At 66.2% G+C, this 19702-nt stretch carries 19 protein-coding genes; 9 read left to right on the top strand and 10 right to left on the bottom strand.

Annotation, left to right across the window (positions count from 1 at the left end; all coding sequences use genetic code 11):
• Positions 1-45: 45 nt before the first annotated feature.
• The 3 genes from NU688_RS17100 to NU688_RS17090 form a co-directional block, all read right to left on the bottom strand.
• Positions 46-1842, bottom strand: a complete 1797-nt coding sequence (locus NU688_RS17100) for an acyl-CoA dehydrogenase C-terminal domain-containing protein (protein ID WP_257861942.1) — start codon at positions 1840-1842, stop codon at positions 46-48.
• Between the two features lie 66 nt (positions 1843-1908).
• Complete coding sequence (locus NU688_RS17095) at positions 1909-2604, bottom strand: TetR/AcrR family transcriptional regulator (protein WP_093441643.1); 696 nt, start codon at positions 2602-2604, stop codon at positions 1909-1911.
• A 126-nt stretch (positions 2605-2730) separates the two neighbouring features.
• A complete protein-coding gene (locus tag NU688_RS17090) occupies positions 2731-3489 on the bottom strand; it encodes an SDR family oxidoreductase (RefSeq protein WP_257861940.1) in 759 nt (252 codons plus the stop codon).
• A gap of 117 nt (positions 3490-3606) precedes the next feature.
• Here NU688_RS17090 and NU688_RS17085 point away from each other — a divergent pair, with 117 nt between their 5' ends.
• Positions 3607-4494 (top strand): LysR family transcriptional regulator, encoded by an 888-nt coding sequence (locus NU688_RS17085; RefSeq protein ID WP_257861939.1) that lies wholly within the window; start codon positions 3607-3609, stop codon positions 4492-4494.
• 10 nt (positions 4495-4504) lie between these two features.
• On the opposite strand, the gene NU688_RS17080 is transcribed toward NU688_RS17085, so the two are convergent.
• Genes NU688_RS17080 through NU688_RS17065 form a run of 4 tightly spaced genes read right to left on the bottom strand, consistent with a single transcriptional unit; the run spans position 4505 to position 7710 of the window.
• The gene (locus NU688_RS17080) at positions 4505-5338 is read right to left on the bottom strand and encodes an AraC family transcriptional regulator (RefSeq protein ID WP_257861938.1); all 834 of its coding nucleotides are present in this window, start codon (positions 5336-5338) and stop codon (positions 4505-4507) included.
• 20 nt (positions 5339-5358) lie between these two features.
• Positions 5359-6207: a fumarylacetoacetate hydrolase family protein gene (locus NU688_RS17075; protein WP_257861937.1), complete on the bottom strand. Its 849-nt coding sequence runs from the start codon at positions 6205-6207 to the stop codon at positions 5359-5361.
• Between the two features lie 25 nt (positions 6208-6232).
• On the bottom strand, positions 6233-6979 hold the full coding sequence (locus NU688_RS17070) for an SDR family NAD(P)-dependent oxidoreductase (protein ID WP_257861936.1): 747 nt from the start codon (positions 6977-6979) through the stop codon (positions 6233-6235).
• Positions 6976-7710, bottom strand: a complete 735-nt coding sequence (locus NU688_RS17065) for an SDR family oxidoreductase (protein WP_257861935.1) — start codon at positions 7708-7710, stop codon at positions 6976-6978. The genes NU688_RS17070 and NU688_RS17065 overlap by 4 nt, the downstream gene beginning before the upstream one ends.
• Positions 7711-7835: 125 nt before the next feature.
• Here NU688_RS17065 and NU688_RS17060 point away from each other — a divergent pair, with 125 nt between their 5' ends.
• The 7 genes from NU688_RS17060 to NU688_RS17030 are packed head-to-tail and all read left to right on the top strand — an operon-like array spanning position 7836 to position 15189.
• Positions 7836-8543: a FadR/GntR family transcriptional regulator gene (locus tag NU688_RS17060; protein ID WP_257861934.1), complete on the top strand. Its 708-nt coding sequence runs from the start codon at positions 7836-7838 to the stop codon at positions 8541-8543.
• Positions 8544-8589: 46 nt separating this feature from the next.
• Entirely contained in the window at positions 8590-9603 is a 1014-nt protein-coding gene (locus NU688_RS17055) for a sialic acid TRAP transporter substrate-binding protein SiaP (protein ID WP_257861933.1), read from the top strand.
• Between the two features lie 9 nt (positions 9604-9612).
• Positions 9613-10170 carry a TRAP transporter small permease gene (locus NU688_RS17050; protein ID WP_257861932.1) on the top strand — a complete coding sequence of 186 codons (558 nt, stop codon included), beginning with the start codon at positions 9613-9615 and terminating at the stop codon, positions 10168-10170.
• 38 nt (positions 10171-10208) lie between these two features.
• The gene (locus NU688_RS17045; protein WP_257861930.1) at positions 10209-11603 is read left to right on the top strand and encodes a TRAP transporter large permease; all 1395 of its coding nucleotides are present in this window, start codon (positions 10209-10211) and stop codon (positions 11601-11603) included.
• A 47-nt stretch (positions 11604-11650) separates the two neighbouring features.
• Entirely contained in the window at positions 11651-13177 is a 1527-nt protein-coding gene (locus NU688_RS17040) for a UxaA family hydrolase (protein WP_257861928.1), read from the top strand.
• A 14-nt stretch (positions 13178-13191) separates the two neighbouring features.
• The gene (locus tag NU688_RS17035) at positions 13192-14124 is read left to right on the top strand and encodes an SMP-30/gluconolactonase/LRE family protein (protein WP_257861927.1); all 933 of its coding nucleotides are present in this window, start codon (positions 13192-13194) and stop codon (positions 14122-14124) included.
• Between the two features lie 3 nt (positions 14125-14127).
• Complete coding sequence (locus NU688_RS17030) at positions 14128-15189, top strand: malate/lactate/ureidoglycolate dehydrogenase (protein ID WP_257861926.1); 1062 nt, start codon at positions 14128-14130, stop codon at positions 15187-15189.
• A 123-nt stretch (positions 15190-15312) separates the two neighbouring features.
• On the opposite strand, the gene NU688_RS17025 is transcribed toward NU688_RS17030, so the two are convergent.
• Positions 15313-16836 carry a catalase gene (locus NU688_RS17025; RefSeq protein ID WP_257861925.1) on the bottom strand — a complete coding sequence of 508 codons (1524 nt, stop codon included), beginning with the start codon at positions 16834-16836 and terminating at the stop codon, positions 15313-15315.
• Positions 16837-16966: 130 nt separating this feature from the next.
• Positions 16967-17614, bottom strand: a complete 648-nt coding sequence (gene slmA / locus NU688_RS17020) for a nucleoid occlusion factor SlmA (protein WP_257861923.1) — start codon at positions 17612-17614, stop codon at positions 16967-16969.
• Between the two features lie 125 nt (positions 17615-17739).
• Here slmA and galE point away from each other — a divergent pair, with 125 nt between their 5' ends.
• A complete protein-coding gene (galE, locus tag NU688_RS17015; RefSeq protein WP_257861921.1) occupies positions 17740-18756 on the top strand; it encodes a UDP-glucose 4-epimerase GalE in 1017 nt (338 codons plus the stop codon).
• A 22-nt stretch (positions 18757-18778) separates the two neighbouring features.
• Here the strand turns inward: galE and argB are convergent, their stop codons facing one another.
• The gene (gene argB / locus NU688_RS17010; RefSeq protein ID WP_257861919.1) at positions 18779-19672 is read right to left on the bottom strand and encodes an acetylglutamate kinase; all 894 of its coding nucleotides are present in this window, start codon (positions 19670-19672) and stop codon (positions 18779-18781) included.
• Between the last annotated feature and the right edge of the window lie 30 nt (positions 19673-19702).

The following is a 19702-nucleotide window of genomic DNA, read 5'->3' as shown; positions in this document are numbered from 1 at the left end:
GCGGCTCCCGGTGTGAACGATGAAGAAGGACAGTGACCTTGGGCCTCAGGCCAGCGCTGCGTCGGTGTCCATCAACACCTTGCTGCCGGCGCGCGCGGTGCGCATCAGCGTCGCGGTCTCGGGGAACAGCTTGGCGAAATAGAAGCGCGCGGTCTGCAGCTTGGCGACGTAGAACGGGTCGGTGTTGCCGGCGGCGATTTCGCGCAGCGCGACCTGCGCCATGCGGGCGAACAGGTAGCCGAACACGAAGTGGCCGGCCACGCGGAGGTAATCCACCGCGGCGGCGCCCACTTCGTCGGGGTTCTGGAAGCCCTTGAAACCGATCTCGGTCGTGAACTTGGTGAGCTGGTCGCCGAGCATCGCGATCGGGTTGATGAACTCGGCCATCTTCTCGTTGACGCCTTCTTCTTCCACCAGCTTCGCGACGAGCTTGCCGAACTTCTTGAGCGACGCACCGTTGTTGCCCAGGATCTTGCGGCCCAAGAGGTCCAGCGACTGGATCGTGTTGGTGCCTTCGTAGATCATGTTGATGCGGTTGTCGCGCACGAACTGCTCCATGCCCCATTCCTTGATGAAGCCGTGGCCGCCGAACACCTGCATGCACGAATTGGTCGCGATGTGGCCGTTGTCGGTGATGAAGGCCTTGACGATGGGCGTGAGCAGCGCGACCAGTTCGCCCGAGTCCTTGCGCACCTTTTCATCAGGGTGGTTGTGCTCCTTGTCGAGCAGCAGCGTGCAGAAGATCTGCAGCGCACGGCCGCCTTCGGCAAACGCCTTGGCCGTGAGCAGCATCTTGCGCACGTCGGGGTGCACGATGATCGGGTCGGCTTCCTTGTCCTTGGCCTTCACGCCCGAGAGCGAGCGCATCTGCGTGCGGTCCTTGGCGTAGGCCAGCGCGTTCTGGTAGGCCACTTCGGTCAGGCCCAGCGACTGGTTGCCCACGCCCAGGCGCGCGGCATTCATCATCACGAACATCGCGGCCAGGCCCTTGTTGGGCTCGCCCACCAGCGTGCCGGTGGCGCCTTCGATCACGATCTGCGCGGTGGCGTTGCCGTGGATGCCCATCTTGTGCTCCAGGCCCGCACAGAAGATCGGGTTGCGCTCGCCGAGCGAACCATCGGCCTTGACCTTGAACTTCGGCACCACGAACAGGCTGATGCCCTTGCTGCCCTTGGGCGCGTCCGGCAGGCGCGCCAGCACCAGGTGAATGATGTTGTCGGTCATGTCGTGCTCGCCGGCCGAGATGAAGATCTTGCTGCCGGTGATGCGGTAGCTGCCATCGGCCTGCGGTTCGGCCTTGGTGCGCAGGAGGCCCAGGTCGGTGCCGCAATGGGGTTCGGTCAGGCACATGGTGCCGGTCCATTCGCCGCTCGTGAGCTTGGGCAGGTAGGTCTTCTTCTGGTCGTCGGTGCCATGCGCCGCCAGCGCTTCGTACGCGCCGTGCGAGAGGCCGGGGTACATGGTCCAGGCTTGGTTGGCGCTGTTGAGCATCTCGAACAGGCACTGGTTCACCACAAAGGGCAAGCCCTGGCCGCCGAAGGCCGGGTCGCACGACAGCGCCGGCCAGCCGCCTTCGATGTACTTGGCGTAGGCGCCCTTGAAGCCCTTGGGCGTCTTGACTTCGTGCGTGGTCTTGTCGAGCACACAGCCTTCTTCGTCGCCGCTGATGTTCAGCGGGAAGGTCACTTCGGCGGCGAACTTGCCGGCCTCTTCGATCACTGCGTTGATGGTGTCGGCGTCAGTGTCGGCGTGGGCCGGGAGTGCCTTGAGTTCTTCGGTGACGTTGAGCACTTCGTGCAGCACGAACTGCATGTCGCGCACGGGTGGGTTGTAGGTAGGCATCCGGGACTCTCCTGGTCGAAGCTAGATAGAAAGAAGAAAAAGGGGAAAGCGAAAACGGTGCCGCACTCAGCGCACGGGCTTGAGGCGCCGGCCGGCGGGTGCCGGTGCGGCAGCGGCCGGGTCCACCGGCGCATCGGGCGTGGCGCTGCGCGCGAGGATGTTGTTGAAGCCGACGGTGGCGCGGCCGATGGAGCCGGGCACCTGCAGAAAGCGGGCTTCGTAGTGCAGCGCGAGGATGAGGCCGTGGATCTCGAACGCGACCTGGCGTTCGTCGGCATCCGCGCGAAGGTGGCCTTCGGTCTGCGACTGCACGATGGCCCGCAGCACCGCGGCCTGCCAGATGCTGACCGACTCGACCAGCGCATCGCGCACGGGGCCGGGACGGTCGTCGAATTCGGAAGCGCCGCTGATGTAGATGCAGCCCGAGTCGATTTCGGTCGAGGTGCGCTTCATCCAGTTGGCGAACATGGCGCGAAGGCGCGGGAGGCCGCGCGGCGCCGAGAGTGCAGGAAAGAACACTTCCTGCTCGAAACGTGCGTGATACTCGCGCACCACCGAGATCTGCAGTTCCTCGCGCGAACCGAAGTGGGCGAAGACGCCCGACTTGCTCATCTTGGTGATTTCGGCCACTGCGCCGATCGACAGGCCTTCGAGCCCGATCTGCGCCGCCAACGCCAGCGCGGCGTCGACGATCACGGCCTTGGTCTGCTGGCCTTTCTGGGCGGCGCGGGCCGGCTTGGCGGGAACGGCATTGACAGACATCGTGGAGCTCCGAATAAAACGAACGGTCGTTCTATTTTGCGGGAGCTTTGCACTTTTGGCCGCAAATGACCTTCTATTCTGGAAGGTTAAATGATACGAAGCGGGGCCGCACTGGCCCCGCCCCGATCAGAAGTCTTGCGACACCGGCCGCACGACCACCTCGTTGATGTCCACGTTCGCCGGCTGTTCCACCGCGTAGACCACCGCGCGGGCGATCGCGTCAGCCGGGATCTGGTTCGCGTCGTAGAACGCCTTCACGCCGGCCGCGGCTTCAGCATCGGTGCTGCCGAACTTCAGCTCCGACTCGACCGCGCCGGGCGACACCACCGTCACGCGCACGCCGCTGTTGCCCATCTCGACGCGCAAGCCTTCGGAGATAGCGCGCACCGCATGCTTGGTGGCGCTGTAGACCGTGCCGATGGGCGTGAACACCTTGATGCCCGCGATCGACGCGACATTCAGGATGTGCCCGCTGCCCTGCGCCTGCATGCGCGGCAGCACCGCGGCGATGCCGTAGAGCACGCCCTTGATGTTGACGTCGATGGTGCGGTCCCACTCGTCGACCTTGAGCTTCTCGATCGGCGACAGCGGCATAACGCCTGCGTTGTTGACCAGCACGTCGATGCGGCCGAAGGCTTCGACCGTCGCGGCGGCGAGCTTTTCCAAGTCGGCGCGCTGGGAAACGTCGGTGGCAATGGCGACCGCTTCGCCGCCCGCCTCACGAATCTCGGCGACCACCTTGTCGAGCCGGTCGGTGCGGCGTGCCGCGAGCACCACCTTGGCGCCGCGTGCGGCCAGATGGCGCGCCATGGATTCGCCGATGCCGCTGCTCGCGCCGGTGACGATGGCGACCTTGCCCTTGATGTTGTCTTGAACGGATGTCATGGGAAATTCCTTTCGGATGTGTTGAAGAAGTGCATGCAGTGTGGAAAATCCACGCGTTCCGGTAAATGAAACTCTGGCGACTTCAGAATTCCAGATCCAGGAATCAAGGAACACCCCATGTCCAACCGTCTCGAAGCCCTGCGCGTGTTCTTCACCGCCGCCGATGCCGCCAACTTCCGCGAGGCGGCCGTGCGCCTGTCCGTGTCGCCGCAGGTGGTGACGCGCGCGGTGCGCGAACTCGAAGAAGAGCTGGGCGAGCCGCTGTTTCACCGCAGCACGCGCGGCGTGCAGCTCACCGATTTCGGCCGGCAGCTCGCGCAGCGCGCACGCACCGCGGTCGGCGGCGTCGATGCGCTGTTCCACCGCACCGACCGGCGCGCGCTCTCGCAGCACGCCGGCACGGTGCGCGTCACCGCGCCCAACGTCTACGGCCGGCGGCTGATTCCCCAGGCGCTGGCGCCGATGCTGGCCGCGCATCCGGGCCTGGTGCTCGACCTGCGGCTGTCAGAGGAGCACGCCGACGTAGTCGACGAGCAGATCGACATCGGCGTGCGCGCGGGCCCGATCCGCGATGCGCGCTTCGTCGCGCGCACGGTCGGCCGCATGCAGTTGCGCGTGGTGGCCACGCCGGCGCTGATTGCGCGCACCGGCATCCCGAAGGACCTCGATGCACTGGCCAGTTTTCCGCTCACCGCGCTGCTGGACCGCAGCGTGGGCCGTCCCTGGTCCTGGTTCTTCAGCAAGGGGCGGCAGATGGCGGTCGCCGCGCCAGCCTTCATCACCGACGACGTCGATGCCGAGTGCGCTGCGGTGCGCGCGGGCCTGGGCTTCGGCCAGCTCGCGGGGCCGCTGGCCGAGCCGCTGATTGCGTCGGGCGAACTGGTGGAAGTGCTCGAAGCCGAGGCGCCCGAGTCCTGGCCGATCCACGTCTACCGCTCGCAGCGCGCGCCGGTTCCGGCGCGCGTGCGGCTGGTCTACGACGAGCTGGTGCGCGCGCTGAAGTGAAAGCCGCTAGCTAGATCCTGCGCTCTGCACGCTGCCAGGCACCCGGCGTGAAGCCGAACTGGCGCGTGAAGATGCGCGTCATGTGGCTCTGGTCAGCGAAGCCGCTTGCCGCGGCAGCCTCTGCGAGATCGGCGCCGCGGCGGATCAGGTGGCGCGCGCGTTCGGTGCGCTGCAGCACGAGCCAGGCATGCGGCGGCACGCCATACGCCTTCTCGAAACGGCGCAGCACTTGGTAGGTGCTCAGGCCCGTCATCGCCGCGAGTTCGGCGAGCGTGGGCGGGGCGAGCAGTTCATCGGCGAGGCGGTCGCGCACCTGCTTCACGTCGGCGGATGCTTCGCGCGAAGGTGCGGCGGTGGAGTGGTCGTCCCGCAGCAGGCCGCAGACTTCGGCCAGTGCTTCGTCGCAAGCGAGCGATTCGGCGCGGCGTGCATCGGGTGTCGCAATACGCCAATCGTCGAGACGGATGAACAGACGGCGCAGCATGTCGCCGAGCCTTGCATCCTGGATGACGGGACGCGTCAACGCCACATCGCCAGCCACGTCACCATTCATGGCCGCCATCACATCGGCATCGAAATACACCATGCGCCAACGGCGCGACGGCCCGCCGAGCGGCTGGCCGTCATGCACTTCACCGGGGTTCGTGGCGATCAGGTCGCCGGCATACGCATCGACCTTGCCGCGCCCGCTGGCCGAGCGCTGCGCGCCCTGCTCCAGGAGGCCCAATCCGTAGGTGCTATGCCAGTGCCGGCCGTAGTGGCGGGCACTCTCGATCGCGGTGCCGTGCACGCCCTCCCAGGGCGTGCCGAACACCTGCGATCGATGGTCCGGCGGCGCTTTCATCCGCCGGATGATCGCAGGGATCAGAGCTTGAAGGGGACTACTTCCTGGCGTTGTTCACCCAGGCCTTCGATGCCCAGCGTCATCACGTCGCCCTTCTTCAGATACAGCGGCGGCTTCATGCCCATGCCGACGCCGGGGGGCGTGCCGGTGGTGATCACGTCGCCGGGCATCAGCGTCATGAACTGGCTCACGTAGCTCACGATCTTGGCGACCGTGAAGATCATGGTCTTGGTGCTGCCGGTCTGCACGCGCTGGCCGTTCAGGTCGAGCCACATCGAGAGCTTCTGCGGGTTCTCGATTTCGTCGCGCGTCACCAGCCAGGGGCCGAGCGGGCCGAAGGTGTCGCAACCCTTGCCCTTGTCCCATGTGCCGCCGCGCTCGATCTGGTATTCGCGTTCGCTCACGTCGTTGATGGTGCAGTAGCCGGCCACGTAGTCCAGGGCGCCCTTCTGCGAAACGTAGCGCGCTTGCGTGCCGATGACCACGCCGAGCTCGACTTCCCAGTCGGTCTTGACCGAACCCTTGGGCAGCATCACCGGGTCGTTCGGGCCCTGGATGCAGCTCGTGGCCTTCATGAAGACCACGGGTTCCTTGGGCACCGGCAGGCCGGATTCGGCCGCGTGGTCCGCGTAGTTCAGGCCGATGGCGATGAACTTGCCGACGTTGGCCACGGGGCTGCCCAGGCGCGGCTTGCCCTTGACCAGCGGCAGCTTGTCGAGCTTGGTCTTGCGCAGCTTGGCAATGGCGGCATCGCCGAGCTGGTCAGGGCCGATGTCCTTGACGATGGCGCTCAGGTCGCGCAGCTTTCCTTCGCTGTCGATGAGGCCGGGCTTCTCCTTGCCGGGGTTGCCATAACGGACGAGTTTCATGCTTTCCTTTCAGTGCGTTGAATGATCAATAAGTGGAGCGGCCACCGGACAAGTCGAAGACCGCACCGGTGGAAAAAGAACAATCTTCGGTGCAGAGCCAGCCGACCATCGCGGCCACCTCTTGCACCGTGCCGAAACGGCCCATGGGTATTTTCGACAACATGAACGCGATGTGCTCGGGCGTCATCTGGTCGAAGATCGCGGTCTTCACCGCCGCGGGCGTCACGCAGTTCACGCGGATGCCGGTGTCGGCCAGTTCCTTGCCGAGCGACTTGGTGATGCCGATGACGGCCGCCTTGCTCGCGCTGTAGGCGCTGGCGTTGGGGTTGCCTTCCTTGCCGGCGACCGAGGCGATGTTGACGATGCGGCCATAGCCTTGCTTCTGCATCTGCCCGACCACCTCGCGGCAGCAGAGGAACACGCCGTTGATGTTGACCTCCATCACCTGGCGCCAGTCGTCCACCGGGTAGTCCCACAGCTTGACGTTGGGGCCGGTGATGCCCGCGCTGTTGACGAGCGCGTCGATGCGCGATGCATGCACCAGCGTGGCCGCCACGGCCTTGGCGACCGAAGGCTGCTGCGACACATCGACCTTCAGTGCGAAGGCCTTGTCGCCGAGCGCCTCTGCGGCCTGGTTCACGGCCGCCTCGTCACGGTCCCACAGCGTGACGCTGCCGCCCGAGGCCACCAGCCGCTGTGCGATGCCGAAGCCCAGGCCCGTGGCGCCGCCGGTGATGACCGCGTGCCGACCGGTGAAGTCGAGCTGGTTCATATCGTGATGCCGCCGTCGACGGTGAAGAACTGGCCGGTGGCGAAGATCGACTCATCGCTCGCCAGGAACACCACCACGGGCGCGATCTCTTCCGCCTGCGCGAGCCGGCCCATCGGCTGGCGCGCGATGAAGGCCTTGCGGGCCTCCTCGGGGTCGGCGTTGGCGTTGATGCGGTCGCCGAGCGACGGTGTATCGACCGTGCCCGGGCACACGGCATTGCAGCGGATGCCCTTGGTCACATAGTCGGCGGCCACGCTCTTGGTGAGGCCGAGCACCGCGGCCTTGGTGGTGCCGTAGACGAAACGGTTGGGCAGGCCCTTCATGCTGGAGCACACGCTCGCCATGTTGATGATGCTGCCGCGCCCCGCCTTCAGCATGCCGGGCAGCACGGCCTGGATGGTCCACATCTGCGCGCGCACGTTGAGCGAAAAGGCGAAGGCCAGGTCGTCGTCGCTCGCCTGCTCGATGGTGCCGTTATGCACCACGCCCGCGCAGTTGAAGAGCACGTCGAGCGCCGGCAGCTTCGCGAACAGCCCGCCGATGGCGGCCTTGTCGAGCACGTCGAGCTTCACGGCCGTGACGTTCGCGACGCCCGCATAGCGCTCCAGCAGCTTCTCGTTGACGTCGGTGGCCCAGACCTGGGCGCCCTCGGCGGCGAGCGCCAGCACGCTGGCGTAGCCAATGCCCTGCCCGGCCGCCGTGACGAGCGCGGTCTTTCCCTTCAATCGCATGGTGTCTGTCTCCAATTCGGGTTTGGCCCGATGGGTGACACGGGCGACACATCGTATTCTGAATTGGCCTTACCACTTGTCCAATTCAGGACAACCCTTAAACCCTGTTCGTTCATCCGCCCCTCGTGCCCCTCCAGACCGTCGAACCCCAACGCCTCTATCGCCAGATCGCCGACCAGCTCCGCGCGCTGATCGCCAAGGGCGAATTCGCCGTGGGCGCCCGCCTGTCGGCCGAACGCGACCTCGCCAAGCAGCTCGGCGTGAGCCGCCCCTCGGTGCGCGAGGCGCTGATCGCGCTGGAGGTCGAAGGCTGGGTCGAGGTGCGCACCGGCTCCGGCGTGTATGTGCTCGACCGTTCGCACCGGGCCGCGGCGCCGGTTGCGCCCACCGAATGGGGGCCGCTGGAGCTGATCCGCGCGCGCCGCGTGATCGAGGGCGAAACGGCCGCCATTGCCGCCACCGCCGGCAAGCGCAAGGACGTCGACGCGATGACGCGCGCCATCGAGGTCATGCGCGAGATGGCCGACCGCAAGGTGATGCCGCTGGAGGGCGACCGCGCCTTCCACCTCGCCATCGTCAACGCCAGCGGCAACGCGGTGCTGGTCGAGACGGTGCAGAACTTCTGGGACTCGCGCAAGGGCCCGATCTTCACGCGCCTGGGCGGCTACTTCGAGAACGTGTCTTCCTGGCGCTCGGCCATCACCGAGCACGAGGCCATCCGCGATGCGGTGGCCGCCCGCGACGCCGAGGGTGCGCGTGCCGCGATGCATGCGCACATGGACAAGTCGCACCAGCGATTCAGCGCGAGCTGGCGACGCGCGAAGCCTTCCTGATTCCTCGCCAGCATTCCTGCCAATTACTACAACGGAGACAAGCCACATGATCAGCAACAGCAGCAAGAACAGCAAACGCACCGCCCTCAAGGCCCTGGCCGCCTGCGCCCTCGCGGCCAGCGTCGTGGGCATCCCGGGCATCGCCTCGGCGCAGACCAAGCTCAAGTGGGCGCACGTCTATGAGACCTCCGAGCCGTTCCACAAATACTCGGTGTGGGCGGCCGAGGAGATCAAGAAGCGCAGCAACGGCAAATACGACATCCAGGTGTTCCCGGCCTCCAGCCTCGGCAAGGAGGCCGACATCAACCAAGGACTGACGCTGGGCACGGTCGACATCGTGCTGACCGGCGCAAGCTTCGCGGGCAACAGCTACAAGCCGCTGGCCATCACCTACTTTCCGTTCATCTTCCGCGACGCGGAGCACCAGCTGAAGTACGCCAAGAGCGACGTGTTCAAGGAGCTCGCCAAGGGCTACGACGACAAGACCGGCAACCACATCACCGCGCTCAACTACTACGGCGCGCGGCACGTCACGTCGAGCGCGGCGCGGCCGGTGAGCAAGCCCGAAGACATGAAGGGCCTGAAAATCCGCGTGCCCGATGCGCCCGCCTACCTCGCTTTCCCCAAGTCGCTGGGCGCCAACGCCACGCCGATCGCCTTCGCCGAGGTCTACCTCGCGCTGCAGAGCGGCACGGTCGATGCGCAGGAGAACCCGCTGCCAACCATCGAGGCCAAGAAGTTCTACGAGGTGCAGAAGAACATCTCGCTGACCGGCCACATCGTCGACTCGCTGCTCACCGTGGTCTCGGGCCAGCTGTGGGGCAAGCTGAGCGCCGACGAGAAGAAGATGTTCAGCGACGTGATGCAGGAAGCCGCCGAGAAGACCGGTCGCGAGATCATCGCCTCCGAGACACGGCTGGTGGATGAGTTCAAGAAGAAGGGCAACAACGTGATCGTGGTCGACAAGAACGCGTTCCGCGAAGCGGTGCTCAAGAACACCAAGCCCACCGACCACGGCTACCGCCAGCAGGACTACGACCGCATCATCGCGATCCAGTAAGGCGACACGATGAGCGACGAAAAACTGCTGGGCGACGACGGCGAGTTCCACGTCAAGGACGAGGCCGTCGACCTGTCCGGCACCACCGTGGAGGCCTGGGCCGCACTGGGCATCTTCTGGGTGCTCGGCCTCACGGTGCTCTACCAGTTCGTGACGCGCTACGTGCTGAACGACTCGGCCTCCTGGACCGAGGAGATCGCGCGCTACCTGCTCGTGGGCACCGTGTTCGTGGGCGCCTCGATCGGCGTGGCGCGCAACAGCCACATCCAGGTCGACTTCTTCTACCGCCACATGCCGCCGGTGATGGGCCGCGCGCTGGGCATCCTGGTGGATGTGCTGCGCACGGCGTTCTATGCCGCGGCGGTGGTCATGACGGTGCAGATGATGATCAAGATCGGCAACAACGCGAGCATGACCATCGTCGACCTGCCGATGAACATCGTCTACGGCGTGTGCCTGCTGGGCTTCGTCGCCATGTTCGTGCGCTCGGTGCAGGTGAGCGTGGTGCACTGGCGCCGCGGCTACTGCGTGCTGGAGCGGCCCGAATCCACGATCGACGACCACTGAGCTCGCAACCTTCTCCACGTCCCCACGACAACTACAACATGCTGAAGATCGTCTTCCTGCTCTTCATGAGCGCCGGCATCCCGGTCGCCGTGGCCATGGCCGGCGCCTCGCTGGTCTACATCCTCTGGAGCGGCAACCTGCCGGGCTTCGTCGTCATTCACCGCATGGTGAGCGGCGTCGACAGTTTCCCGCTGCTGGCCGTTCCCTTCTTCATCCTCGCCGGCAACCTGATGAACAACGCCGGCATCACCAACCGCATCTATAACTTCGCGCTCGCGCTGGTGGGCTGGCTCAAGGGCGGTCTGGGCCACGTCAACATCCTCGGCTCGGTGATCTTCTCGGGCATGAGCGGCACCGCGATCGCCGATGCGGCGGGCCTGGGCACGATCGAGATCAAGGCGATGAAGGAGCACGGCTACTCGACGGAGTTCGCGGTCGGCGTGACCGCGGCCTCGGCCACGCTGGGCCCGATCATTCCGCCGAGCCTGCCCTTCGTGATCTACGGGATGATGGCCAACGTGTCGGTGGGGGCGCTCTTCATCGCGGGGCTGATGCCGGGGCTGATCATGACGCTGCTCATGATGCTCACGGTGGCCTACTACGCGCACAAGAACGGCTGGGGCGCGGACGTGAAGTTCCAGTGGACGCGGCTCATGAAGGCACTGGTCGAGCTGCTGGTGGTGTGCCTCTGGCCCTCGTTGCTGTGGCTCGCGATCGACAAGCTCGGCGCACCGGCGCAGCCGGCGGTGCTGGTGGCCCTCGTGATCCTGTTCGCGGCCGACAAGTTCTTCAAGTTCGAAGCGGTGCTGCCGATCATGACACCGGTACTGCTCATCGGTGGCATGGCGACGGGCCTCTTCACCGCCACTGAAGGCGCGATCGCGGCCTGCGTGTGGGCGATGGTGCTGGGCTTCTTCTGGTACCGCACGCTCAAATGGAAGATGTTCGTCAAGGTGTGCCTGGAGACGGTGGAGTCGACCTCGACCGTGCTCTTCATCGTGGCGGCCGCCTCGATCTTCGGCTGGATGCTGACGGCCACGGGCGTCACCGCCGACATCGCCGCCTGGGTGCTCAACTTCACCAAGGAAGCCTGGGTGTTCCTGCTGCTCGCGAACCTGCTGATGCTGTTCGTGGGCTGCTTCCTGGAGACCACCGCGGCCATCACGATCCTGGTGCCGATTCTTTTGCCGATCTCGAACCAGCTGGGCATCGACCCGGTGCACTTCGGCGTGGTGATGGTGCTCAACCTCATGATCGGCGTGCTGCATCCGCCGATGGGCATGGTGCTGTTCGTGCTGGCGCGCATCGCGAACCTCAGCATCGAGCGCACCACGATGGCGATCCTGCCCTGGCTGGTGCCATTGTTATTGAGCCTGGGCATCATCACCTACTGGCCCGCCACCGTGCTGTGGCTGCCGAGGATCATGCAATAGCGACCACCGCCGGCGCGCCCGCGCCGGCCCCAAAGACGGTATCCACGATGACCCCCTACATCCGACTCCATCCCGCCGACGACGTCGTCATCGCGCGCTCGCAGCTCTTGGGCGGCACGCTCGTCGAGAACGTGGCCGTGCGCGGCCTGATCCCGCCGGGCCACAAGGTCGCGATGCGCGCCATTGCGCAGGGCGAACCGGTGCGGCGCTACAACCAGATCATCGGTTTCGCGAGCAAGGCCATCGCGCCCGGCGAGCACGTGCACACGCAGAACCTGGACATGGGCCCGGACAAGGGCGACTTTGCGCGCGACTACGCCTTCGGCGCCGATGTGAAGCCCGCGCCCGCGAAACGCGAGGCCACCTTCATGGGCATCAGGCGCGCCGACGGCCGCGTGGCCACGCGCAACTACATCGGCGTGCTGACCAGCGTGAACTGCTCGGCCACGGCTGCGCGCGCCATTGCCGATCATTTCTCGCGCCGGACCAACCCTTCGGCGCTCGCAGCATTCCCCAACGTGGACGGCATCGTCGCGCTGACGCACGGCACGGGCTGCGGCATGGACACCGAGGGCATGGGCATGCAAGTGCTGTCGCGCACGCTCACGGGCTACGCCACGCACCCGAACTTCGCAGGCGTGCTGGTGGTCGGGCTCGGCTGCGAGGCCAACCAGATCAACGCATGGCTCGCGACCGGCCACCTCGCCGAAGGCGAGAACTTCCGCACCTTCAACATCCAGGACACCGGCGGCACGCGCAAGACGGTCGAGAAAGGCGTGGCGCTCATCAACGAGATGCTGCCGCGCGCCAATGCGGTCAAGCGCGAGCCGTGCAGTGCGGCGCACATCACCATCGGGCTGCAGTGCGGCGGCTCGGACGGCTACTCGGGCATCAGCGCCAACCCGGCGCTCGGCGCCGCGGTCGACCTGCTCGTGGCGCATGGCGGCACGGCCATCCTCAGCGAAACGCCCGAGGTCTACGGCGCCGAGCACCTGCTGACGCGCCGCGCGGTGAAGCGCGAGGTGGGCCAGAAGCTCGTGGACCGCATCAAGTGGTGGGAGCACTACACCGAGATCAACGAAGGCGAGATGAACAACAACCCCTCACCCGGCAACAAGGCGGGCGGGCTCACCACGATCCTCGAGAAGTCGCTGGGCGCGGTCGCCAAGGGCGGCACCAGCAACCTCGAAGCGGTGTACGAATATGCGGAGCCCGTCTCGGCGCACGGCTTCGTCTACATGGACACGCCGGGCTACGACCCGGTGAGCGCCACGGGGCAGGTAGCGGGCGGCGCGAACCTGATCTGCTTCACCACCGGGCGCGGCTCGGCCTATGGCTGCGCGCCCTCGCCTTCGCTCAAGCTCGCGACCAACTCGGCGCTGTGGCAGCGGCAGGAAGAAGACATGGACATCAACTGCGGCGAGATCGTCGACGGCACGGCCTCGATCCAGGAGATGGGGCAGCGCATCTTCGAACTGGTGCTGGCCACCGCGTCGGGCGCGCAGTCGAAGAGCGAGCAGCACGGCTACGGGCAGAACGAATTCGTGCCCTGGCAAGTCGGCGCGGTGATGTGAGCAGGGAGCACGCGATGGCTACCCTCCCCTTCGGCTTTCTGGAAGGCACCGGCTTCGAACGGCTGGATGCGCGCTTCAACACCTGCATTCCCGGCCCCGAGCGCGTCGAGCGGCTGTGGACCGGCGCGCGCTGGTGCGAAGGCCCGGTGTGGTTCGGCGCGCACCGCACGCTTCTGTGGTCGGACATTCCGAACAACCGCATGCTGCGCTACGACGAGGTGAACGGCACGGTCGGCATCTTCCGCGAACCGTCGAACAACACGAACGGCCACACGGTCGACCGCGAAGGCCGGCTGGTGAGCTGCGAGCACCTCACGCGGCGCGTGACGCGCACCGAGCACGATGGATCGATCACCGTGCTGGCCTCGCACTGGCAGGGCAAGCGGCTGAACTCACCCAACGACGTGGTGGTGCATTCGGACGGCGGCGTGTGGTTCACCGACCCGAGCTACGGCATCCTCTCGGACTACGAAGGCCTGCGCGCCGAGAGCGAGATCGGCGCCTGCCACGTCTACCGCATCGACCCTGCGAGCGGCGACGTCGAGCGCATGGCCGACGACTTCGTCAAGCCCAACGGCCTCGCGTTCTCGCCCGACGAATCGCTGCTCTACATCGCCGACACCGGCGCGAGCCACATGAAGGACGGGCCGCGCCACATGCGCCGCTTCAAGGTGGGCGCCGACGGCCGCAGCCTGAGCGGCGGCGAGGTGTTCGCCGAATGCACGAGCGGCATGTTCGATGGCTTTCGCCTCGACACCGAAGGCCGCATCTGGACCAGCGCGCTCGACGGCGTGCACGCCTATCACCCCGACGGCACGCTGCTCGGAAAGATCCTGCTGCCCGAGCGGGTGGCGAACGTCTGCTTCGGCGGGCCCAAGCGCAACCGGCTTTTCATCTGCGCGACGACCTCGCTCTACGCCATCACACTGAACGCGAAAGGGGCCTGACCCATGCCCAGAACACTGCCGGCCGACGGCCTGCAAACCACGGTCTCCCGCATCCTCGAAGCGGCGGGCAGCAGCCCTGCCGAAGCGCAGCAGGTCGCCGCCAACCTCGTGCTGGCCAACCTGAGCGGGCACGACTCGCACGGCGTGGGCATGCTGCCGCGCTACATCGATGCGGTGGCCGAGAGCGGGCTGAAGCCCAATGCTTCCGTGAAGGTCAATCTCGACATTGGCACGCTGATGGGCCTGGATGGCCAGCGCGGCTACGGGCAGATCGTCGGCGTGCAGGCGATGGAACTCGGCATCGCGCGGGCGAAGCAGCACGGCAGCTGCATCTTCACGCTTTCGCATGCGCATCACCTGGGCCGCATCGGGCACTTCGCCGAGATGGCGACGGCCCAGGGGCTGGTGGCGATGCACTTCGTGAACGTCCTGTCGCGGCCCGTGGTTGCACCCTGGGGCGGTGGCGACGGGCGCTTCGGCACCAACCCGTGCTGCATTGGCGTGCCGCTCGCGGGCGCGGAGCCCTTCGTGCTCGACTACGCGACCAGCCGCGTGGCGCAGGGAAAGATGCGCGTGGCGCACAACAAGGGCGAGCAGGTGCCCGACGGCTACCTCATCGACGAGAAAGGCGCGCCGACCAACGACCCCGGCGTGGTGGTCGTGCCGCAAGGCAACGGACTCTTCGGCGCACTCATGACCTTCGGCGAACACAAGGGCTACGGCATGGCGGTGGCGTGCGAGCTGCTGGGCGGCGCGCTCACCGGAGGCGGCACGTGGCACCGGCCGGCGGACACGGCGCGCTCGGTGTTGAACGGGATGCTGACGGTGCTGATCGATCCGGCAAAGCTCGGGACGCAGAAGGCTTTCGACGAAGAGGCGCGCGAGTTCATCGACTGGTTGAGGAAGAGCCCACCGGGACAAGGCTTCGACGAAGTGCAGATCGCGGGGGAGCCGGAGCGCAAAGCCCGTGTGGCGCGCAGGCGCGATGGGATCTGTGTCGACGATGCGACTTGGGGAGAGATCGTCGCAGCAGGAGCCAAGGTTGGCGTGACGGTCACGGCCTGACCCTCTTGCTCCTTCCCCTTCCGGGGGAAGGTTGGGATGGGGGCAGGCAGAGCGCCCGACGGGTACGCCGCTTGCCCCCACCCCCGCCCTCCCCCAGAGGGGGAGGGAGAAAGACACCCGAGTTCAGCTCTTGCTGCTGCCGTGCGCCGGTTTGCCGATCTGCACGCTGGTCTCGTCGCCCTTGATCTTCGCCTGCACCGCCTTGATCGCCTTCTCGAGCCGCGCGCCGTAGTCCGCATCGGCCTGACGGAAATAGCTCACCGAGCGATCAATGATGTCCTGCCGCGTGACCGCGCCCAGACCGCCCGCGATGCTTTGAATCAGCCGCTCCTTCGCGGCCTCGTCCATCAGGCGGTAGAGGTCGCCGGCCTGCGCGAAGTCGGTGTCGGCCTCGTGCTTCTGCCACTGGTGGCTGCCGGTCCAGCCGTGGATCTCGAGCGGTGCGTAGACCGGCTCGTTCGTCTGCTTGGGCGCATCGCTGAAGCTGTTCGGCTCGTAGTTCGGGCCGCGTCCGCCGTTGCCGTCGCCGCGCATCGCGCCGTCGCGGCCGTAGTTCTGCGCGGTGGTCGCGTGCGGGCGGTTCACTGGCAGCTGCGTGTGGTTGACGCCCAGGCGGTAGCGCTGCGTGTCGCCGTAGCTGAAGAGCCGCCCCTGCAGCATCTTGTCGGGCGAGGGGCCGATGCCGGGCACGAAGTTGGCCGGGTTGAACGCGGCCTGCTCGATCTCGGCAAAGTAGTTGTTGGGATTGCGGTCGAGCCTGAGGATGCCGATGTCGATCTTCGGATAGTCCTTGTGCGACCAGACCTTCGTGAGGTCGAAGGGGTTGAAGCGGTAGGTCTGCGCATCGGCCACCGGCATGATCTGCACCTGCACGCGCCAGCTGGGGAATTCGCCGCGCTCGATGGAGTGCAGCAGGTCGAGGTGGTGGTGGTTCGGGTTCTCGCCGCCCACGCGCTGCGCCTCTTCGGCCACGAAGGTCTCGATGCCCTGGTTGGTTTTGAAGTGGTACTTGACCCAGAAGGCCTCGCCCTTGGCGTTCACCCACTGGTAGGTGTGCGAGCCGAAACCGTCCATGTGGCGGTAGCTCTTGGGAATGCCGCGGTCGCCGAACAGCCAGGTGAACTGGTGCGTGGCCTCGGGCGAGTGCGAGAAGAAGTCCCACGCGTTGTTGGGCTCCTGCACGTGGCTGTACGGGTCGCGTTTTTGCGAATGGATGAAGTCGGGGAACTTGAGCGGATCGCGGATGAAGAAGATCGGCGTGTTGTTGCCCACGAGGTCGTAGTTGCCGTCTTCCGTGTAGAACTTGAGCGCGAAGCCGCGCGGGTCGCGCACCGTATCGGCCGAGCCGAGCTCGAGCGCGACGGTCGAGAAGCGCGCCAGCACTTCGGTCTTCTTGCCGACCTGTCCGAGGAATTTCGCCTTGGTCCATTTCGAGACATCGGCCGTGAGCTCGAAGGTGCCGAAGGCGCCCGAACCGCGGGCGTGCACCACACGTTCCGGAATGCGCTCGCGGTCGAAGCGCGCCAGCTTCTCGATGAGGTTGTGGTCCTGCATCAGCACGGGACCGTTGACGCCAGCCGTCTGCGACTGCTGGTTGTTTTCGATGGGGGCGCCGCTTTCGGTGGTGAGCTTGCGGGTGTCTGCCATGGGTGCTGTCCTCTGATGAAGTAGTTGGGGTCCATCGATTTTGTCAATGAATATGCCGACATGGCATCAGATTCGGCTATCGCATTGATAGACCCGCAGCCGCAGCAGGCAGGCCCGAAGGCCCGCGCGCTCAGACGATCAGTGCGATCGTGGCTTCGAGGTGTTCGGAAGGCGCGCGGCGAAAGCCCGAGCGCGCAAAGCGCTGCAGCTGCCCGACCACGAAGGCCGTGAGCGCCGCGGCGCGCACCTGCGCATCGACGGAGGGCGTGGACGACCCTTCGGCGGTGGCCGCGCCGCGCAGCACCTGGCGCAGCGTCGCTTCGATCTTGTCGAAAAACTGGTTCATGCGCTGCTGCAGGCGCTCGTTCTCGTAGACCAGCGCATCGCCGACCATGACGCGCGTCATGCCCGGGTTGCGTTCGGCGAACTGGACCAGCAACGTAAGAATCTTGGCGGCCTGCTGGGCACCGGTGGCGCCCTCGCGCTCGAGGATCTGGTTCACCAGGGTGAACACGCTCTGCTCGATGAAATCGATCAGGCCCTCGAACATCTGGGCCTTGCTCGCGAAGTGGCGATAGAGCGCAGCCTCGCTCACCTCGAGCCGCGCGGCCAGCGCCGCGGTGGTGACCCGTTCGGCACCCGGCTGCTCGAGCATGGCGGCCAGCGCCTGCAGGATCTGCACGCGCCGCTCCCCGGGCTTCGGACGCTTGCGCGTCGGGGTGGCTGGCGTTTCCGCTGAGGTCTCTACGCCGGGAGCAGCTGTCTCTTCGTTCTGCATGGGAGCGCGTGCAAAGATGTAATCAATTGATTCTCGCACAGCCCTGGGAGCGAGCCAGCGCCGACGGCCACACGGCCAAGCGCTCGTTCAGAATCGAGTTCTTTCAAGAAATAGCACGCATCTGCATGACACAACGCGTTCTCGTGACCGGCGGCACCGGCTTCATTGGCAGCCACACCTGCGTGGCGCTGGCGTCCGCTGGCTATGTGCCCGTGATTCTCGACAACCTCGGCAACAGCGATGTAAGGGTGCTGGAGCGCCTGCGCCAGATCATCGGCAGCAAGCCGAGGTTCATCGAAGGCGACGTTCGCGATCGCGCGTTGCTGGCACGAATCTTCAGCGAGGAATCGTTCTCCTCGGTGATCCATTTCGCCGGCCTCAAGGCGGTGGGTGATTCAGTGGCAGACCCGCTGGCGTACTACGACAACAATGTGCATGGCAGCTTCGTCCTGGCCTCGGCAATGCGCGATGCCGGCGTGAACACCCTGATCTTCTCGTCTTCGGCCACGGTATACGGCGAACCGGAGAGCTCCCCCATTCCGGAAGACGCGCCGCAGCGCCCAGCCAACCCCTATGGGCGCTCCAAGTTGATGGTCGAGGAGGCGCTGCGCGACCTGTACCGCTCCCAACCGGGGTGGCACATCGCGCTGCTGCGCTACTTCAACCCGGTGGGCGCACACGAAAGCGGGCTCATCGGCGAGCATCCCCAAGGCAAGCCCAACAACCTGATGCCCTTCGTCTGCCAGGTGGCCGGGGGCCAGCGTGACAGGTTGCAGATCCATGGCAACGACTACCCGACCGCCGACGGTACAGGCGTGCGGGACTACGTCCACGTCATGGACCTGGCCGAGGGCCACGTTGCGGCCCTGAAGCACGCGCAAAGCCATGGAGAACTGGTCACGCTGAACCTCGGCACCGGCAAGGGCGCTTCCGTGCTGGAGGTGGTCCACGCCTTCGAACGGACGAGCGGCCACTCGCTGCCTTGCGAAATCGGTCCGCGCCGGCCCGGCGATGTACCGGCCTACTGGGCCGATCCATCCTTGGCCTACAAGACGCTCGGCTGGCGAGCGCGTCGCGATCTCGACCAGATGTGCCTCGACAGCTGGCGCTGGCAGCAGGCCAACCCGAACGGGTACAGCTGAAGGCGGCCTGGCCAGGCCGCCTTCAGCGGGCGCGGATCATCGTCCCGTAGGCCTGGTCGGTCAGGATCTCCAGCAGCATCGCGTGGGGCACGCGGCCGTCGATGATGTGCACCGCGTTCACGCCGCTCTTGGCCGCATCGAGCGCGCCCTCGATCTTGGGCAGCATGCCGCCCGAGATGGTGCCGTCGGCGAACAGGTCGTCGATTTCGCGGGCACTCAGGTTGGTGAGCAGCTTGCCGTTCTTGTCGAGCACGCCGGGCGTGTTGGTCAGGAGCATGAGCTTCTCGGCCTTGAGCACGATGGCGAGCTTGCCGGCGACGACGTCGGCGTTGATGTTGTAGCTCTCGTTGTCCTCGCCGAAGCCGATGGGGCTCACGACGGGAATGAACGCATCGTCCTGCAGCGCCTTCACGACGCTGGGGTCGATGGAGACGATGTCGCCGACCTGGCCCACGTCGTGCTGCACGTTGGGGTCGTTGCGGTCGGCCAGCTTGAGCTTCTGCGCGCGGATCAGGCCGCCGTCGCGCCCGGTCAGGCCCACGGCCTTGCCGCCGGCCTGATTGATCAGGCCCACGATGTCCTGCTGCACTTCGCCGGCCAGCACCCATTCGACGACTTCCATGGTCTCGGCGTCGGTCACGCGCATGCCCTGGATGAAGCTGCCCTTCTTGCCCAGCTTGTTCAGCGCGGCCTCGATCTGCGGGCCGCCGCCGTGCACCACCACCGGGTTCATGCCGACCAGCTTGAGCAGCACCACGTCTTCGGCGAAGTCGGCCTGCAGGGCTGGGTCGGTCATGGCGTTGCCGCCGTACTTGATGACGATGGTCTTGCCGTGGAACTTGCGGATGTACGGCAGCGCCTGGGCCAGGATCTCGGCCTTGTCGCGCGGGGGAATGTTGAGGACGGGGTCGGTCATGGGCGGTCAGGCTCCAAAGCGTTGAACGAT

The organism is Variovorax sp. ZS18.2.2, from assembly GCF_024701975.1.
Classification (GTDB): Bacteria; Pseudomonadota; Gammaproteobacteria; order Burkholderiales; family Burkholderiaceae_C; genus Variovorax.
Note: the sequence above shows the minus strand (reverse complement) of the source record. Positions and strands in the feature narration are given on the sequence as shown.